Origin of the sequence: Microlunatus phosphovorus NM-1 (assembly GCF_000270245.1) — a bacterium.
Classification (GTDB): Bacteria; Actinomycetota; Actinomycetes; order Propionibacteriales; family Propionibacteriaceae; genus Microlunatus; species Microlunatus phosphovorus.
In genome coordinates, this window is sequence record NC_015635.1 from 3,135,662 (window position 1) to 3,152,113 (window position 16,452).

General features: G+C 66.9%; 12 protein-coding genes. 1 reads left to right on the forward strand and 11 read right to left on the reverse strand.

Going from position 1 to position 16,452, the window contains the following annotated elements:
* Positions 1-14 precede the first annotated feature (14 nt).
* The 4 genes from MLP_RS14070 to MLP_RS14085 form a co-directional block, all read right to left on the reverse strand.
* On the reverse strand, positions 15-1,481 hold the full coding sequence (locus tag MLP_RS14070) for a glutamate synthase subunit beta (RefSeq protein WP_013863794.1): 1,467 nt from the start codon (positions 1,479-1,481) through the stop codon (positions 15-17).
* Positions 1,474-6,042: a glutamate synthase large subunit gene (gene gltB, locus MLP_RS14075; RefSeq protein WP_013863795.1), complete on the reverse strand. Its 4,569-nt coding sequence runs from the start codon at positions 6,040-6,042 to the stop codon at positions 1,474-1,476. The genes MLP_RS14070 and gltB overlap by 8 nt, the downstream gene beginning before the upstream one ends.
* A 194-nt stretch (positions 6,043-6,236) precedes the next feature.
* The gene (locus MLP_RS14080) at positions 6,237-6,950 is read right to left on the reverse strand and encodes a TetR family transcriptional regulator (RefSeq protein WP_013863796.1); all 714 of its coding nucleotides are present in this window, start codon (positions 6,948-6,950) and stop codon (positions 6,237-6,239) included.
* A 61-nt stretch (positions 6,951-7,011) separates the two neighbouring features.
* Positions 7,012-7,215 carry a hypothetical protein gene (locus tag MLP_RS14085; protein WP_013863797.1) on the reverse strand — a complete coding sequence of 68 codons (204 nt, stop codon included), beginning with the start codon at positions 7,213-7,215 and terminating at the stop codon, positions 7,012-7,014.
* Positions 7,216-7,563: 348 nt separating this feature from the next.
* Between MLP_RS14085 and MLP_RS14090 the strand changes: the two genes are divergently transcribed.
* Positions 7,564-8,409 carry a hypothetical protein gene (locus MLP_RS14090; protein WP_231851313.1) on the forward strand — a complete coding sequence of 282 codons (846 nt, stop codon included), beginning with the start codon at positions 7,564-7,566 and terminating at the stop codon, positions 8,407-8,409.
* 50 nt (positions 8,410-8,459) lie between these two features.
* Here the strand turns inward: MLP_RS14090 and MLP_RS14095 are convergent, their stop codons facing one another.
* The 7 genes from MLP_RS14095 to aroQ all read right to left on the reverse strand — a co-directional run bounded on the left by MLP_RS14095 (position 8,460) and on the right by aroQ (position 16,452).
* Positions 8,460-9,860 carry an MFS transporter gene (locus MLP_RS14095; protein ID WP_013863799.1) on the reverse strand — a complete coding sequence of 467 codons (1,401 nt, stop codon included), beginning with the start codon at positions 9,858-9,860 and terminating at the stop codon, positions 8,460-8,462.
* A gap of 150 nt (positions 9,861-10,010) precedes the next feature.
* Positions 10,011-10,931, reverse strand: coding sequence for a shikimate dehydrogenase (locus MLP_RS14100; protein ID WP_231851314.1), 921 nt, complete (start codon positions 10,929-10,931; stop codon positions 10,011-10,013).
* Positions 10,928-11,782 (reverse strand): sugar phosphate isomerase/epimerase family protein, encoded by an 855-nt coding sequence (locus tag MLP_RS14105; protein WP_013863801.1) that lies wholly within the window; start codon positions 11,780-11,782, stop codon positions 10,928-10,930. The genes MLP_RS14100 and MLP_RS14105 overlap by 4 nt, the downstream gene beginning before the upstream one ends.
* Before the next feature lie 11 nt (positions 11,783-11,793).
* A complete protein-coding gene (locus MLP_RS14110; RefSeq protein ID WP_013863802.1) occupies positions 11,794-13,560 on the reverse strand; it encodes a thiamine pyrophosphate-binding protein in 1,767 nt (588 codons plus the stop codon).
* Positions 13,561-13,573: 13 nt separating this feature from the next.
* On the reverse strand, positions 13,574-14,446 hold the full coding sequence (locus MLP_RS14115) for a citryl-CoA lyase (RefSeq protein ID WP_013863803.1): 873 nt from the start codon (positions 14,444-14,446) through the stop codon (positions 13,574-13,576).
* Entirely contained in the window at positions 14,443-15,873 is a 1,431-nt protein-coding gene (locus MLP_RS14120; RefSeq protein ID WP_013863804.1) for an aldehyde dehydrogenase family protein, read from the reverse strand. The genes MLP_RS14115 and MLP_RS14120 overlap by 4 nt, the downstream gene beginning before the upstream one ends.
* Positions 15,874-16,002: 129 nt before the next feature.
* Positions 16,003-16,452: a type II 3-dehydroquinate dehydratase gene (aroQ, locus tag MLP_RS14125; protein ID WP_013863805.1), complete on the reverse strand. Its 450-nt coding sequence runs from the start codon at positions 16,450-16,452 to the stop codon at positions 16,003-16,005.

Genomic DNA, 16,452 nt, shown 5'->3' on the forward strand with positions numbered 1-16,452 from the left:
GAACGAGATAGACCTCACACCATCATCGGACGGGCAGTCGGCGGGATCGGCCGCGGCAGCTTGGTCGAGCCGGAGAGGTATGCGTCCACACCGGCCGCACACGCCCGGCCCTCGGCGATGGCCCACACGATCAGGGACTGACCGCGACCGGCATCGCCGCAGGCGAAGACGCCGTCCACGTTCGTGGCGTAGTCGTGATCGCGTGCCACGTTGCCGCGTTGGTCCAGCGCCAGCTCGAGCTGACTGATCACCGTGTCGCGCTCCGGGCCGACGAAGCCCATCGCCAGCAGCACCAACTCGGCCTCGAGCTCCTGGTCGGTGCCCTCAACCGGGACGAGCTTGCCCTGCTCGAACCGGACCTCCGACAGCCGCAGCTTGGCGACGTTCCCGTCCTCGTCGCCGACGAACTCCGACGTCGACACCGAATAGACCCGCTCCCCTGCCTCCTCGTGCGCCGAGGAGACCCGATAGATCATCGGGTAGGTCGGCCAGGGTTGATGCGCGGGCCGAGCGTCGGGTGGGGTCGGCAGGATCTCCAGCTGGGTCACCGACTTGGCGCCCTGCCGGATCGAGGTGCCAAGGCAGTCCGCGCCGGTGTCACCGCCGCCGATGATGACCACGTTCTTGCCGGTGGCCGTGATCTGGTCCGGCACCTCGATGCCGCGGGCGACCCGGTTGGCCTGCGGCAGGAACTCCATCGCCTGGTGGATGCCACGCAGCTCGCGGCCCGGCACCGGCAGGTCCCGGGGAATGGTCGAGCCGGTCGCGATCACCACCGCGTCATAGCGTTGCTTGAGCTGCTGACCGGTGATCTTCACCCCGATCTCGACATTGCAGCGGAAGTTGGTGCCTTCGTCCTTCATCTGCCGGATCCGCCGGTCCAGCACGGACTTCTCCATCTTGAACTCCGGGATGCCGAACCGCAGCAGCCCGCCGGGTTCCTCGGCCCGCTCGAACACCGCAACCGTGTGTCCGCTCCGGGTCAGCTGCTGGGCGCAGGCCAATCCGGCCGGCCCGGACCCGACGACGGCCACCGTCTTGCCGGTGTGCCAGTCCGGCGGCTGCGGTTGCACCCGACGCTCGTCCCAGGCACGGTCGATGATGGAGACCTCGACGTTCTTGATCGTCACCGGGTCCCGGTTGATCCCCACCACGCAGGCGGTCTCACACGGTGCCGGGCACAGCCGGCCGGTGAACTCCGGGAAGTTGTTGGTGGCGTGCAGCCGCTCCAACGCCTGGTCCCAGTCGCTGCGCCAGACCAGGTCGTTCCACTCCGGGATCAGGTTGCCCAACGGGCAGCCGGTATGGCAGAACGGGATGCCGCAGTCCATGCAGCGACCCGCTTGCTCGGAGATGATCGGCAGCAGCGCCCGCCCGGGCGAACCGGGGTAGACCTCTTTCCAGTCGCGGATCCGCTCGGCGGCGGGACGCCGCTCGGCGACCAGCCGGGGAGTCTTCATGAAGCCTTTGGGATCAGCCATGTGCGGCCTCCATCATGCGAGAGGTGGTGGTGGCCTCGTCGAGCCCTTCGGACTCGGCCCGGGCCCGTGCCGCCAGCACCCGGGCGTAGTCGCGCGGCAGCACCTTGGTGAAACGGCCCTTGGCGACATCCCAGTCGTCCAGCAGTCGCTGGCCGACCGGCGACTCGGTCTCCTCGACGTGCCTGGTGACCAGCTCGTGGATGACCTCCAGATCGGCCTCGCTCGGCTCATGCGGATCGACCAGCTCGGTGTTCAGCCGGCCCCGGTCGAGATCGAGGAAGTACGCGATGCCGCCCGACATGCCGGCGGCGATGTTGCGTCCGGTCGGACCGAGCACCAGGGCCAGCCCGCCGGTCATGTATTCACAGCCGTGATCGCCGAGACCTTCGACGACCGCGGTGGCACCGGAGTTGCGGACACAGAACCGCTCCCCCACCTGCCCACGCAGGAAGATCTCTCCCGACGTCGCGCCGTAGCCGATCACATTGCCGGCGATGATGTTGTCCTCGGCGACGAAGCCGGCGTCCCGATCGGGGCGGACGACGATCCGGCCACCCGACAATCCCTTCGCCAGGTAGTCGTTGCTGTCCCCTTCCAGCCGCAGTGTGATCCCCGCCGGCAGGAAGGCGCCGAAGCTCTGCCCGGCCGAACCGACCAAAGTGATGTCGATCGTGCCGTCCGGCAGTCCCTCACCGCGGGTCGCCTTGGTCACCTCGTGGCCGAGGATGGTTCCCAGGGTCCGGTGCACGTTCCGCACCGGCAAGGAGGCCCGGACCGGCTCGCCCGACTCCAGCGCGGGCCGGCAGATCCGGATCAGCTCTTGATCCAGGGCCGCCTCGAGGCCGTGGTCCTGCTTTGTGGTGTTGAGCCGCGACTCACCTTCGGCCAGCTCGGGGGTGTACAGGACGGGCGCCAGGTCCAGGCCGTGGGCCTTCCAGTGCCGGCGCGCATCGGTGCTGTCCAGCACCTCGGAGTGCCCCACCGCCTCCGCGATCGACCGGAAGCCCAACGCAGCCAGGTGCTCGCGTACCTCCTCGGCGATGAACTCGAAGAAGTTGACCACGAACTCCGGCTTGCCGGAGAACTTCGCCCGCAGCTCCTGGTTCTGGGTGGCGACGCCCACCGGGCAGGTGTCCAGGTGGCAGACCCGCATCATGATGCAGCCACTGACCACCAGCGGGGCGGTCGCGAAGCCGAACTCCTCCGCACCCAGCAGGGCGCCGATCACCACATCGCGACCGGTCTTCAGCTGGCCGTCGACCTGCACCACGATCCGGTCCCGCAGTCCGTTCAGCAGCAGCGTCTGCTGGGTCTCGGCCAGGCCGAGTTCCCACGGTCCGCCGGCGTGCTTCAGCGAGGTCAGTGGTGCCGCGCCGGTGCCGCCGTCGTGGCCGGAGATCAGCACCACATCGGCCTTGGCCTTGGAGACTCCCGCCGCGACCGTGCCGACACCGACCTCGGCGACCAGTTTGACGTGGATCCGGGCGGACGGGTTGGCGCACTTCAAGTCGTGGATCAGCTGCTTGAGATCCTCGATCGAATAGATGTCGTGGTGCGGCGGCGGCGAGATCAGCCCGACGCCGGGGGTCGAGTGCCGGGTCTTGGCCACCCACGGGTAGACCTTCTGGCCGGGCAGCTGACCACCCTCGCCCGGCTTGGCGCCCTGGGCCATCTTGATCTGGATGTCGTCGGCGTTGGTCAGATAGTCGCTGGTCACCCCGAACCGACCCGAGGCCACCTGCTTGATCGCACTGCGCCGCTCCGGGTCGTAGAGCCGGTCGGAGTCCTCCCCGCCCTCACCGGTATTGGACTTGCCGCCGATCCGGTTCATCGCGATGGCCAGTGTCTGGTGCGCCTCAAGACTGATCGAGCCGTACGACATCGCGCCGGTGGAGAAGCGCTTGACGATCTCGCTGACCGGCTCGACCTCCTCGATCGGAATCGGCTCCCGATCGGAGGCGAATTTGAGCAGCCCGCGCAGCGTCATCAGCCGCTCGGCCTGCTCGTCGATGTGTCGGGTGTACTGCTTGAAGATGTCGTAGCGGCCCGACCGGGTGGAGTGCTGCAACCGGAACACCGTCTCCGGGTCGAACAGGTGCGGCTCACCCTCACGCCGCCACTGGTACTCCCCACCGACCGGCAGTTGCCGGTGTGCCAGCGGGATGCCGTCGGCCGGATAGGCGCGCAGGTGCCGCTGCTTGATCTCCTCGGCCAGCTCGGTCAGCCCGATGCCGCCCAGCTTGGAGGTGGTGCCGGTGAAATAACGGTCGACCAGTCCCTTCGACAGGCCGAGTGCCTCGAAGATCTGCGCACCGGTATACGAGGCGACGGTCGAGATGCCCATCTTGGACATCACCTTCAGCACGCCCTTGCCGAGCGCCTTGACCAGGTGGGCGACCGCCTTCTCCGGCTCGACGGAGGTGTAGACGCCGTGCCGGGCCAGGTCCTCCACGCTTTCGATCGCCAGGTACGGGTTCACTCCGGCGGCGCCGTAGCCGATCAGCAGCGCGACGTGGTGCACCTCACGGACATCGCCGGCCTCGACCACCAGACCGACCTGGGATCGGGTCTTCTCCCGGACCAGGTGGTGGTGCACCGCGGCAGTCAGCAGCAACGACGGGATCGGCGCCAGCTCGGCGTTGGAGTGCCGGTCCGAGAGCACGATGATCCGGGCGCCGTTGGCGATGGCCTCCGAGACCTCCGCGCAGACCTCGTCCAGCGCGGCGGCCAGCGATTCGGCACCGCCGTTGACGACATAGCGGCCGCGGACCACATGGCTCGCGTACCCCGGCAGGTCCCCGTGCCGGTTGATCTTGACGATCTTGGCCAACGCGTCGTTGTCCAGCACCGGGAACGGCAGCACCAGCCGCCGGCAGGACGCCGGCCCCGGGGTCAGCAGATTCTGCTCCGGCCCGATGGTGTTGTAGAGCGAGGTCACCAGTTCTTCGCGGATCGCATCCAGCGGCGGGTTGGTCACCTGGGCGAACAGTTGGGCGAAGTAGTCGAACAGCAGTCGCGGCTTCTCGCTCAACGCGGCGATCGGGCTGTCGGTGCCCATCGACCCGATCGGCTCCGCCCCGGCGGTGGCCATCGGTGCCAGGATGAGCCGCAGCTCCTCCTCGGTGTAACCGAACATCTGCTGGCGCCGGACCACCGAGGAGTGGGTGTGCACCACGTGCTCCAGCTCGGGGAGCTCATTGAGCAGCAGCCGACCCGCGGCCAGCCACTCGCCGTACGGGTGCTCCGCGGCTAGCCGGTCCTTGATCTCGTCGTTGGAGATCAGCCGGTGCTCGGCCAGATCGGCCAGGAACATCCGGCCCGGCTGCAGTCGGCCCTTCTCCACGATCTTCTCGGCGGGGATGTCCAGCACCCCGGCCTCGGAGGCGAGCACCACCAGACCGTCGTCGGTCACCCAATAGCGACCCGGTCGCAGGCCGTTGCGGTCCAGCACCGCCCCGATCTGGGTGCCGTCGGTGAACACCACACCGGCCGGGCCGTCCCACGGCTCCATCAGGCAGGAGTGGAAGGCGTAGAAGTCCCTCCGCTTGGCATCCATCAGGTCGTTGTTCTCCCAGGCCTCCGGGATCATCATCAGCATCGCGTGCGGCAGTGACCTACCGCCCAGGTGCAGCAGCTCGACCACCTCGTCGAAGGAGGCCGAGTCGGAGCCGTCCGGGTCGCAGATCGGGAACAGCCGATTCAGGTCGCCGGGGATCAGGTCGCTACGCAGCAGCGTCTCCCGGGCCCGCATCCAGTTGCGGTTGCCCATCGCGGTGTTGATCTCGCCGTTGTGGGCGATCATCCGGAACGGGTGCGCCAGTTCCCAGGCCGGGAAGGTGTTGGTGGAGAACCGCGAGTGGACCACGGCCAGCGCGCTGGCCATCCGCTCGTCGAGCAACTCCCCGAAGACCGCGTCCAACTGCTCAGTGGTCAGCATCCCCTTGTAGACCAGGGTACGCGCCGACAGCGAGGCGAAGTAGACCCCCACCTCGTGCTGCGCGCGACGGCGGACAGCGTAGGCGAGCCGGTCCAACGCGATCCCGGTCACCGAGCGGTCGGCCGCGGCCAGGAAGAGCTGCTCGAATCGTGGCTTGTTCGCCCGGGTCAGCTCCGACAACGAACTGTCGTCGTTGGGCACCGCCCGCCAGCCCAGCACCTCGAGGTTCTCCTCGGCGGCGATGGCCCCGATCCGCCGCTTCGCGAGCGCGGCGCCCTCGGCATCGCGCGGCAGGAAGGCCATGCCCACCGCGTACGCGCTCTGCTCCGGCAGATGGAAGCCGGTCACGGCCCGCAGGAAGGCATCCGGCACCTGGATCAAGATGCCGGCACCGTCACCGGTCAGCGGATCGGCACCGGTGGCGCCCCGGTGGTCGAGGTTGCGCAGTGCCTCCAGGCCCTGGGCGACGATGCTGTGACTAGGGACGCCGCTGAGGGTGGCGACGAACGCGACACCGCAGGCGTCGTGCTCGTACGCGGGGTCGTAGAGGCCGCGCTTGGCAGCGGCAGTGAATGCCTGAGCGAACTGGACCGGGTTCTGGCGGGTGCCAGGGGCGACAGTCATGACAGACTCCTGTCGTCGAAGCCAGCGGGGGGTTGGCTGGTCGGCATTCGGCGTGCCACAGTTTGTGAGGACGTCAGTGTCCGCTGGGCGATGACGCAAGCCAGGCAGGGCACCTGCGTCGGAACGAGACTTCCGTTCGGGGGCATAGCGTACCGTCTCGGCGACGATGCTTTGACCACCTAGTATCTCCGACGCTACGGCTCCAGTTCGGCGGTGTCCGGTGTGCGGAGCCAGGTGGTGACCATCGAGCTCACCATCGCCACCGTCCGGTCGAGTTGTTCCGGGGACCGCAACTGGACGCCGAACGTCGCCTCGATGGTCGCGGCATTGGTGACCTGGAACAGGGCGAGCGCGGTGATGTGCAGGTGCAGATCGAGTCCGGCGACGTCCCGGACGATGTCACCGCCGGCCCGGCCGCGAGTCAGGATGTCGTCCATCAGCTTGATCACGGGCAGGTTGGTGCTTGCCTGTTCGGTCGAGCGGCGCAGGTGGATGCCGTCGAGCGCATTCTCTGCCGAGACCAGCCGACCGACCTCGGGGTGCGCGGCATGCCAGCGCACGGTGTGCTCGATCAGCCTGGCGATCGCCTCCAGCGGATCCAGACTGGAGAAGTCCAGTTGGCGCTCTCCCGCCCTGGCTTGCGCGTACGCGCGCTCCAGCACGGCGGTGAAGAGCCCGTCCTTGTCCCCGAAGTAGTAGTAGATCATCCGCTTCGTGGTAGAGCTGCGAGCGGCGATCTCGTCCACCCGGGCGCCGTGGTAGCCGATCCGAGCGAACTCATCGGTGGCGACATCCAGCAGTTCGGCACGAGCATTGCTGGAGGTGGACTTTCGCCGACCTCCAGGTTGCTCGGTCGAGTTGGGCTCGGATGCAGACCCGTTCTCGACTGCTCGCTGCGCGGTTGACACAGATCAACCCTAACTGCCCCGCGGACCTCGGGGCTTGGTGGTCGTGCCCGGCGAACTGGGACTACCGGCGATCGTTCCGCTCCGCGCGTTTGCTCACGACGACCAAGAAGAGATTGCCTACGCCGGCGAGCAGGCCGATCACCATGAAGAACCAACCGAAGGAGGAGGCCATTCCGCTGGTCGAATTCGTCACCATGTACCAGCCCATGAAGACCAGCACCACCGACAGCACGAACCCCGGCAGTGGCTTGGTAGTTGCGCGCATTGTTATTCCTTGGGCCGGGTTCTCGAGCTACGGTCCACAGTCGGTCTGACTGAGGGTGAACAGAACTGGGGGTAAGAACGGAACTGCGAACTGGATTTGGGTGGGCGGCAAACCGACCCACCCAAATCCAGTGTATTGGACCTAACGAGGCTCCGCCTCGGACCGTCGAGGTTGGTGGTCGGGTCGGCGGGTTGATCTGGTCTGGGCGGTAGCGGTGTCGGGGTTGGTGGGTCCAGCCTGGTCGCAGGGGGTGCGTGATGACCAGTCGTGCGGTGAGGTTGGCTGGACCGGCTCCCAGTGCCGCTGACCGACCAGGACCGGGCCCACGGGTATTGGTGGGAGTTGTCGATGCGGCAGATCGAGGTCTCCCGCACGATCGTGTTCGACCAGCCCCGTAACGGCCGTGCGTTCTTCGAAGCGCTCGCGGCCGACAATTTGGATCTGGGCCGGCCCGAGCGTCTCGAGCTGATCTTCGGCAGGAAGATCCTGCCCTCGACGACCGGCGTCTTCGCTACCCGGGTCGTCACCCGCGGTGTTGATGTGACCATCAACGCCGGTTACAAGCACTCCCGGGTCAAGGAGTACTTCAAAGAAGGCCGCGCTTTGCGGATCGAGACCGTGGTCAACGACTCGACCGATCTCGGCGTGAAACGGCGCCTGGTCCACCTGCCCGAATTGCAGGCCAAAGCCCGTGACGTGAACCGCCGACTGTTGGATCATGAACATGTCGGTCGGGGCTGCGTCCTCGCGAGTCCAGCCTTTGAGCGGATCGCGCAACCGTCGGTCACCGACGGTCGGAGGGCCCCAGCCTTGAGGTTCGGCGACCCTCGGGTCCAAGCCCTGGCCGGCGCCCTCGCCGTCACCGCCCACCTGATCGGCGGCCTGTCGAACAAAACCCTGCGACCCCTGGTCGAACAACTCTACGGCCAGCCCTACAGCCGCGCCCAATGCTGCTACGACCTGCGCCGACTCCGGCTGAAAGGGCTGATCGAGCGGCTGCCGCACTCCAACACCTACACCCTGACCGACGACGGACAACGCTTCGCGATCTTCTACAGCAAAGTCCACAACCGGCTACTACGACCATTGCTGGCCGCTAACCAGCCACCCGCCCCACTCGAAGTCCGACAAGCCCTCCGCGTCCTCGACAACGCCATCACCGACTACATCAACGACGCCAGAATCGCGACCTGAAAAGTCGGCTCAAGACTCAAACACTTAGCGACCAAGGATCGCTAGCTGGACTAGGCGCTCACCTTGGCCGACTTGGCCTCCGCAATCGCCTGGTCCCGCAGGGCCATGTACTCAGCCTTCGGCAGTGGCTTGCTCCCCGGGATATCGAGATCCTCGGCCCGGAAACGGTAGGTCTCCGGCGAGAAGAACGCCCCGAGGCAGGCAATGACGCACAGCGCCAGGGTGATGGTGCCGACGGTGAAGATCACGTGGCCGTGGCTCGATCCCGGTCCGGCGACCAGCGGGAACACCAACACCATGGCCGACGATGCGACCGTGCCCATGTTCTGCGAGATCGCCATGCCGCTGACCCGGTTCTTGGCCGGGAACTGCTCCGGGTAGAAGGCCGGGAACACCGCGTTGTAGCCCTGGTAGACAGCACCCCACATCACCAGCGAGAAGATGATGGCCAACGGGACGCTGTGAGTGCTGATGGCCCACAAGTAGCCGTACGACATCAGGCCGCAAGCGATCGTGGACACCATCAAGCACGGCCGGCGGCCGATCTTGTCGGACAGGTTGCCGACGACCGGGATGACGATCACCGCGACCAGGTTGCCGAGCAACGGGATCCACAGGTAGACGTCAGCGTGGAAACCGATCCCGTAGTCCTTGTTGGTGGCGTAGGTGGCACCGAAGATCGCGGTGGTGACCGCAACGATGTTGGTCAGTGCCATGCAGAAGACGCGGATCATCGATCCCCTGCTGTCGCGCCAAGCGGCTGCGACCGGCGACCCTTGATCGCCTTCCGGGTTGTCAGCCGCCGTGTGGGTCTCATCGACCCGCTTCCGGATGAAGTAGCCGGCAACCACGACGAACGCACTCAGGGCGAAGGGGATCCGCCAACCCCAGCTGTGGAACGCCTCCTCGGACAGGAAGTGAGCCAACGGCAGGAAGACAGCGGCGGCCAGGATCTGGCCGAACTGGGTGCCCTGCAGGGTGAAGCTGCCCAGGTAGCCACGCCGACCGAGCGGCGCGTGCTCCATGATCATCGAACTGGCACCCGAGATCTCGCCGGCGACGGCGAAGCCCTGGACCAGGCGCAGCACCATCAGCAAGCTCGGGGCCACGATGCCCACCTGCTGATAGGTCGGGAGCACGGCAACTGCCATGGTCGAGAAGCCCATCAGCAGCATACAAAGCACGAGCACGTTCTTGCGGCCGTGCTTGTCACCCCAGGCGCCGAGGACGAACGCGCCGATCGGGCGAGCGACGTAACCCACCGCATAGGTGCCCAGAGCGCCGATGATCGCCATCTGGGGATCGCTCTTGTCGAACATGATCAACGGAAAGATCAGGGCTGCCGCTTGGGCATAAATGAAGAAGTCGTAATACTCGAGGGCGCTGCCAATCCAGCCGCTGGCCGCGGCCTTCTTTGACTGCCCACTATGGCTTTGGGTTTCTGTAGACATAGAAACACCTCTCAGTTATGTGGCCGATACGGCCAATTGATCACACCGCCATTGACGGATCAAGGAGAGTCACCGCACCAGATGGTCTCCTTTTGGTGCTGCCAAGCGGCCAGCCCTGCGTCAGAGGCGGAGCCGGAGCACCAGGTGGGGTCAGCTGATCACCTCCCGGACCCGAGCGTGCATGCGGGCACGGTCAGGCGTCACACCGGTGAACAACTCGAACGCCCGGTAGGCCTGTTCGGCGGCCATCCCGGCACCATCCACCGTCCGGCACCCGGCCTTGCGGGCCCGGACCAAGAGCTCTGTGGCGAGTGGAAAATAGACAATCTCCGATACCCAAAGGTCTGGCCGGAGCAGTTGATCCGGCACCGGGCACCCGGGATGGGTTGCCATCCCGATCGGCGTTGCGTTGATCACGCCCTCGGCACTGCTCAGCGCGGCGGCCAGATCATGGCCGACCTCGACTCGGTCGGCGCCGAACAGATTGGCCATTCGGACCACCAGCTCGACGGCCCGATCCACCTCGAGATCGAAGATGGTCAGCTTGGGCGCGCCCAGGTCCAAGGTGGCGTACGCGACGGCGGCTCCCGCCCCGCCCGCGCCTAGCTGCACGATCGGGCGCTTGCCGGCCTCCGGCAGGGCGTCGAGGAACGGTGCCTGATATCCGCACCAGTCGGTGTTGTGGCCAACGGCTCGGCCGTCCCGCAGGACCACGGTGTTGACCGCTCCCAAGGCGGTGGCCCGATCCGAGAGCCCGTCCAGATGCGGGATGATCGACTGCTTGAACGGATGTGTGACGTTGAAGCCGGAGAATCCGGACTGCATCGCCCAGGCAAGGACCGACGGCAGATCGGCCGCGGTGATGCCCCAGTCGAGAGCATCCAAGATGTCGTAGGAAACCCAGAGCCCCTGTGCCGCGCCCTCGGCTTCATGCAAACCCGGAGTACGCGAGGCTTTGATCCCCTGACCGAGCAGGAACAGCCGATGGCTGATCGGGCGTCCGACGGCCCACCGCGACATGTCGGCTTCGTCGGGCGTGACTCCGATCGAGCTGACTGAGCTATGACTCATGGCCGCCTTCCTTGCCCGCTGAGCGTTCGTTCGAGGTAGTGCCGCGCCGTCTCCAGGCACCGCCGAGCATGGCCTTCTGCGCCCAGGGTCCGCTCAGCGTCGGCATTCGGCAGCTCGATCGAGTAGGTCACGCACGGCATCCGCGCCAACATCGCGGCCGGGTCGGTACCGCCCTCGCCCAGGTAGCTGCGGCCCTCCCGGATGATCCGGGTCATCTCGTCCCGTTCTGTCGGGATCTCACCCGGGGCATCGCAGATCTGGATCACCGAGAACAGTCCGGCGGGGATCTCGTCCAGATCCGCCAAGCGCTCCCGGGACCGATGGAAGTGATGCAGATCGACCATCAGCCGAGCATTGGGCTCGTTCACCTCGGCGATCAGATCCAAGGCCTGGTGCATCGTCGTGATGGACGCGATCGGCACCCACTCCAGGTTGACCGTCAGGTCGTACTGAGCCGCCAGCCGGCACAGTCGACCGAACGCGTCCACCGCGTACCGCCGGTCCGGTGTCCAGACACTGCTGATCAGATGCCGGGCGCCGAGCTCGGCCCCGATCGCCAGATCAGGTTCGTAGCTCGCCGGATCGACCCCGTCCGCGATCCGGGCCAACTCGATGTCGTGCAGTGGCAACCCGGTCTCGGCCAGCGCCCGTACCGTCTGCCGAAGCAGGTCGTCGCTGCGCGACAGGCTGTAGTCATGACCGGGCAGCCCATCACAGAGCAACCGCGGGCTGGCGTAGTCGTAGCCCGTGCGATGGGCGATCCGGATCAACTCCGGTGTCGGGGTGTCGATGAGCGTCAGATGCCCGAGCGAATAGCGCTGCGCGCCGCCATTGGCGCTGGAGCCTGTCATGTCGATCGGCCTCAGGAGGTTGCGGCGTGATGGATGCCAGCACCTGGGGAGTAGATGTCCATGATGTTCCAGTGCCCCGAGGTCGGCGTCGGCACATTGATCATCGGCACGTCGATGACCACCGGTCGGTTCCGGGCGATCGCGTCGGCCAGCGCCGGCTTGAACTCGGCGGCGCTGGTGAGGCTGATCCCATCCACCCCGTACGCCCGGGCGATCGCTCCGAAGTCGGTCTCCACCGGGCCGTCGGCGTTTTCGAAGACGGTGCCGTAGGTGGTGTCGAAGTGCGCCTTCTCCAGGCCCGCGATGGTGCCGAAGGCGTTGTTGTTCATCACCACCCAGACGACGGCGATGCCCTTCTCCCGCGCGGTGTAGAGCAGACTCGGGTTGGCGCCGAAGCCACCGTCGCCGACCAGCGAGACGACCACCCGCTCCGGAGCGGCCAGCTTCGCGCCGAGCGCCGCTGGGGCGCCGAAGCCCATGGTGGCGAAGCCGCCGGGGGTGAACACCGACCCGGGGGTCAAGATATCCATCTGCTGGGCCATGCCGTTCTTGTTCCAGCCGACGTCGGTGGTGATGATGGCGTCCCGCGGCAGCACCTCACGCGCCTCGGCCAGGATCCGCTCCGGCCGCATCGGCCAGGCATCGCTGGCCACGGCCGCGGCGTTGCCCGCGGCGAACTCGTCGTGGTTGCGCTTGATCTCGGCCAGCAGCTCCGGCCGTTGTACCCCGGTGGGGGCCAGCTTGCGTGCGGCGGTGACAAGGGCGGCCAGAGCGGGCTTGAGGTCGGCGACCGCGCCGATCTCCAGCGGATAGTTGCGGCCCAACTCGGCGGGATCGATGTCGATCTGCATCAGCTTCGTGTCGGGAATCTGGAAGGTGTACTTCTCCTCCCAGGACGAGCTGTCCGCCTCGGCGAAGCGGGTGCCCAGCGCCAGGATCCAGTCCGCGTTGCGGGTGGCCTCGTTGACGAACTCGGTGCCCCAGAAACCGGTCATGCCGAGCACGCACGGGTTGTCGTCGGCGACCACGCCCTTGCCCATCAGGCTGTGGGTGACCGGGAGCTGGAGATGGTCGACCAGCTCGGCCAGCTCATCGGTGGCATCGGCCAGCACGACGCCGCCGCCGACGTGCAGCAGTGGCCGCTCGGCCGCGAGCAGGTTGCCGACGATCCGTTCCGCCGTAGCCGGGTCGAGCGAGGGCTTGACCAGCTCCTGGGTGTTGGCCATCACCTTGTCGAAGGTGGCGACGTCGACCTCACGGGAGAAGATGTCCATCGGTACGTCGACCAGCACCGGGCCCGGTCGGCCGCTTTCGGCCAGGATGAAGGCCTTGTCCAAGATCTCGGCGATCAGGTGCGGGGACTCGACCCGCCAGACCCGCTTCACGAACGGCCGGTAGATCTCGGACTGCGCACCGTCGGCGTGCAGGTTCACCTCCTGGTGGGGGTGCTTGCCGTAGTAGTGCGACGGGATGTCACCGGCGATCACCACCATCGGCACCGAGTCCAGGGCGGCGTTGGCCACCCCGGTAGCGGCGTTGGTCAGTCCCGGGCCGAGATGGGAAAGCACGACCGAGGCCTTCTTGGACGCGCGGGCGTACCCGTCGGCCGCATGCGAGGCCAGCTGTTCGTGCCGGGTGTTGACGAACTCGATCTGATCGGACTTCGACAAGGCGGCCAAAACCGCGATGTTGGTGTGCCCGCAGAGACCGAAGATGTGTTTGACGCCGCGGTGCTCCAGGTAGCGGACGAGCTGGTGCGAGACGAGGTCTGTGGTCATCGATGACTCCAATTCAGGCATTCGGTTCGAGGTCACGGTGCTTGATGCCGGTGTAGTTGTACGGGATCTGCGGCGGCATCGGGCCCTTGATCCGGCCGCCTTGCTGGGTCTGTTCCCAGGCGTGGGCGAGGATCCCGACCGAGCGGGAGAGGATGAAGATGCCGCGGCCGAGGGCAGGCTCGAAGCCGAGCTCGGAATAGATGACCGCGGTGGCACCGTCGATGTTCATCGGCACCCGGCGGCTCCGGCCGGCGCTGATCGAGTCCTCCACCGCCCGGCCGATGGCGGCGAAGCGACCGCTCACCGCACCGGCGGCGGCCTGGTCGTCGACCAGCCCGAGCAGCCGCGGAGCGCGCGGGTCGAGCGGGTGGAACCGGTGGCCGAAGCCCGGTGCGTACCGGATGCCCCGCTCCTTCCAACCTGCCCAGACCTCGGTGGCGAGGCGTACCGTCTGGTCATGATCGAGGGTGGCGCCCTCGCCGTAGCCGGCCTTGACGAGCGCCTGGTCGATCTCTGCGTACAGCTCCATGCACTGCTGACCCGCGCCGCCGTGCACATCGTCCAGCACGTTGATCGCCGAGGCCATCGCACCGTTCAGCGGCAACCCGCAGGTCACCGACATCCGGCTGATCGAGATCGACGGAGCCTGCGGACCGTGATCCACCGAAGCGACCAGCGCCGCCTCCAGCAAGGCGCCCTGCTCGGCGGTCGGCACCTCGCCGCGCAGCATCAGCCAGATCATCTGCGGGAAGCTGAGCCGGCCGATCAGCTGCTCGATCGGAAACCCGCGCACCCCGATGTAGCCGGGGTGGATGTCGATGATGTCGGTGCTCCACCAGCGCTCGGCGGCCTCGACCAGGGCATCGTCGCCCAGGGGATCGCTCACTGCTCGAGCGCGGCGTCGTAGAAGTCGCCGAAGAGCTCTTCGTCGCTCGGCTTGTCCTCCGGGATCGGTCGCGCCACCCAGGTGGTGTTCAGGTAGTGCTTCAGGTGCACGTTCTCGGAGGTGACGTTGCCGCCCCATGTGCCGCAGCCCATCGAGGAGGTCATCGGCATGCCGTTGTTGAAGGCACCCGCGTTCGCCTTGGACTGCGGCTGGCGGACCATGATCCGCGACACCGGAGCGGCCAGGCCGAGCCGGTGGATGTGGTCGTCGTCGTGGGTGTAGATGCCGCAGGAGTGGCCCTTGCCGCCGACCTCGTAGACCGCCCGCATCGCGTCCAGTGCGTTCTCGAACTCGCCCTCGTAGCGGTGCACGGTGAGCAGCGTGGTCAGCTTCTCCCGGGAGAACGGGTGGTCGTCGCCGATGCCGTCGCCCTTCACGAAGATGAAGGTGGTCGACTCGGGCACCTCGAAGCCGGCCGCCGCGGCGAGCTTGGCCGGGGCGATCGCCACCGTGTCAGGCAGCCGGTGTGCCTCGTCGTCCCACATCACCCGCTCCAGTGCGTTCCGCTCATCGCCCTCGGCCAGGTAGCCGCCCTCGCTCTGCAGCGACTCGATCATCTGGTCCCAGATGGACTCGTGGATGATCAGGTTGCCGTCGGCCGAGCAGCCGGAGCCGAAGTCGGAGGTCTTGGAGATCCGGCTGTTCCGAGCCGCGATGTCGACATCCGCGGTCTCGTCGATGATCATCGTCGAGTTGCCCGCACCGACCCCGTAGGCCGGGGTGCCCGAGCTGTACGCCGCCCGCACCATCGGCTGGCCGCCGGTGGCGATCACCAGGTCGCTGGCCGCCATCAGCGCCTGCGACATGGCGACGCTGGGCTGGGTGATGCACTGCAGGATGTCGGCGGGCGCACCCTCGGCCTCCAGCGCCTCGCGCATCAGCCGGACGGTTTCGAAGGTGGTCTTCTTGGACCGCGGATGCGGGGAGAAGATCACCACGTCGCGCGCCTTGATCGCGTAGATGGCGTTGCCGGCCGGGGTCAGGTCGGGGTTGGTGGTCGGCACGATGCAGCCGATCAGGCCGACCGGCTTGCCGTACTTGACCAGACCCTTGGCCTCGTCTTCCTCGATGATGCCGACGCTCGGCTGGCGCAGCGCATCGCGCAGCACGCCACGGATCTTCATCCGCTTGCCCATCCGGCTGACCGGATCGCCCAGCCCGGACTCCTCGATGCCCTCGGCGACCAGCCGGGTGAAGGTGGTCTTGTTCGCCACGGCCCAGGCGATCGCCTGACACAATCGGTCGACCCGTGCCTGGTCGTAGGTCTCGATGATCTGCTGCGCAGCTCGCGCCTTGGCAATGAGCTCAGCCAGCTCCACCTCCTGCTCGGGGCGTAGCGGTTTCGGCTGGCTCGGCGCTGCTGCCATGACATCTCCAGGGTCGGTTTCGGTGGTTTCGGGGATCAGTATGCAGGAGTTCGACCCGTTTGTGAACCATCTAGTTAGTTCAATTTTCTGGAGTCGATCCGCTGCCGTCCGGGTGGGCTCGGACGAGGGCTACGCGGTCTTGGCCTGCTCCAGTTGAGCGATGACGAACTCCAGCGCCAGGGTGTAGCCCTGCACGCCGAAACCGGCCATCACGCCGACCGCGATGTCGGAGAGGTACGAGTGATGGCGGAAGGCCTCACGCTTGTGCACGTTGGAGATGTGCACCTCGCAGAACGGGATCGAGACCCCGGCGAAGGCGTCCCGGATCGCCACGCTGGTGTGGGTGTAGGCGCCCGGATTGATCACCACGAACTGGGTGCCGTCGGTGCGTGCGGCGTGGATGCGATCCACGATGGCGCCCTCGTGATTGCTCTGGAAGCAGTCCACCCGGTGACCCGCGGCCTCGCCCTGGGCGACCGCGGCCGCCTCGACATCGGCCAGCGTCGCGGCACCATAGATGCCCGGCTCACGGGTCCCGAGCAGGTTCAGATTGGGGCCATTGACGAGCAGGATGGACAT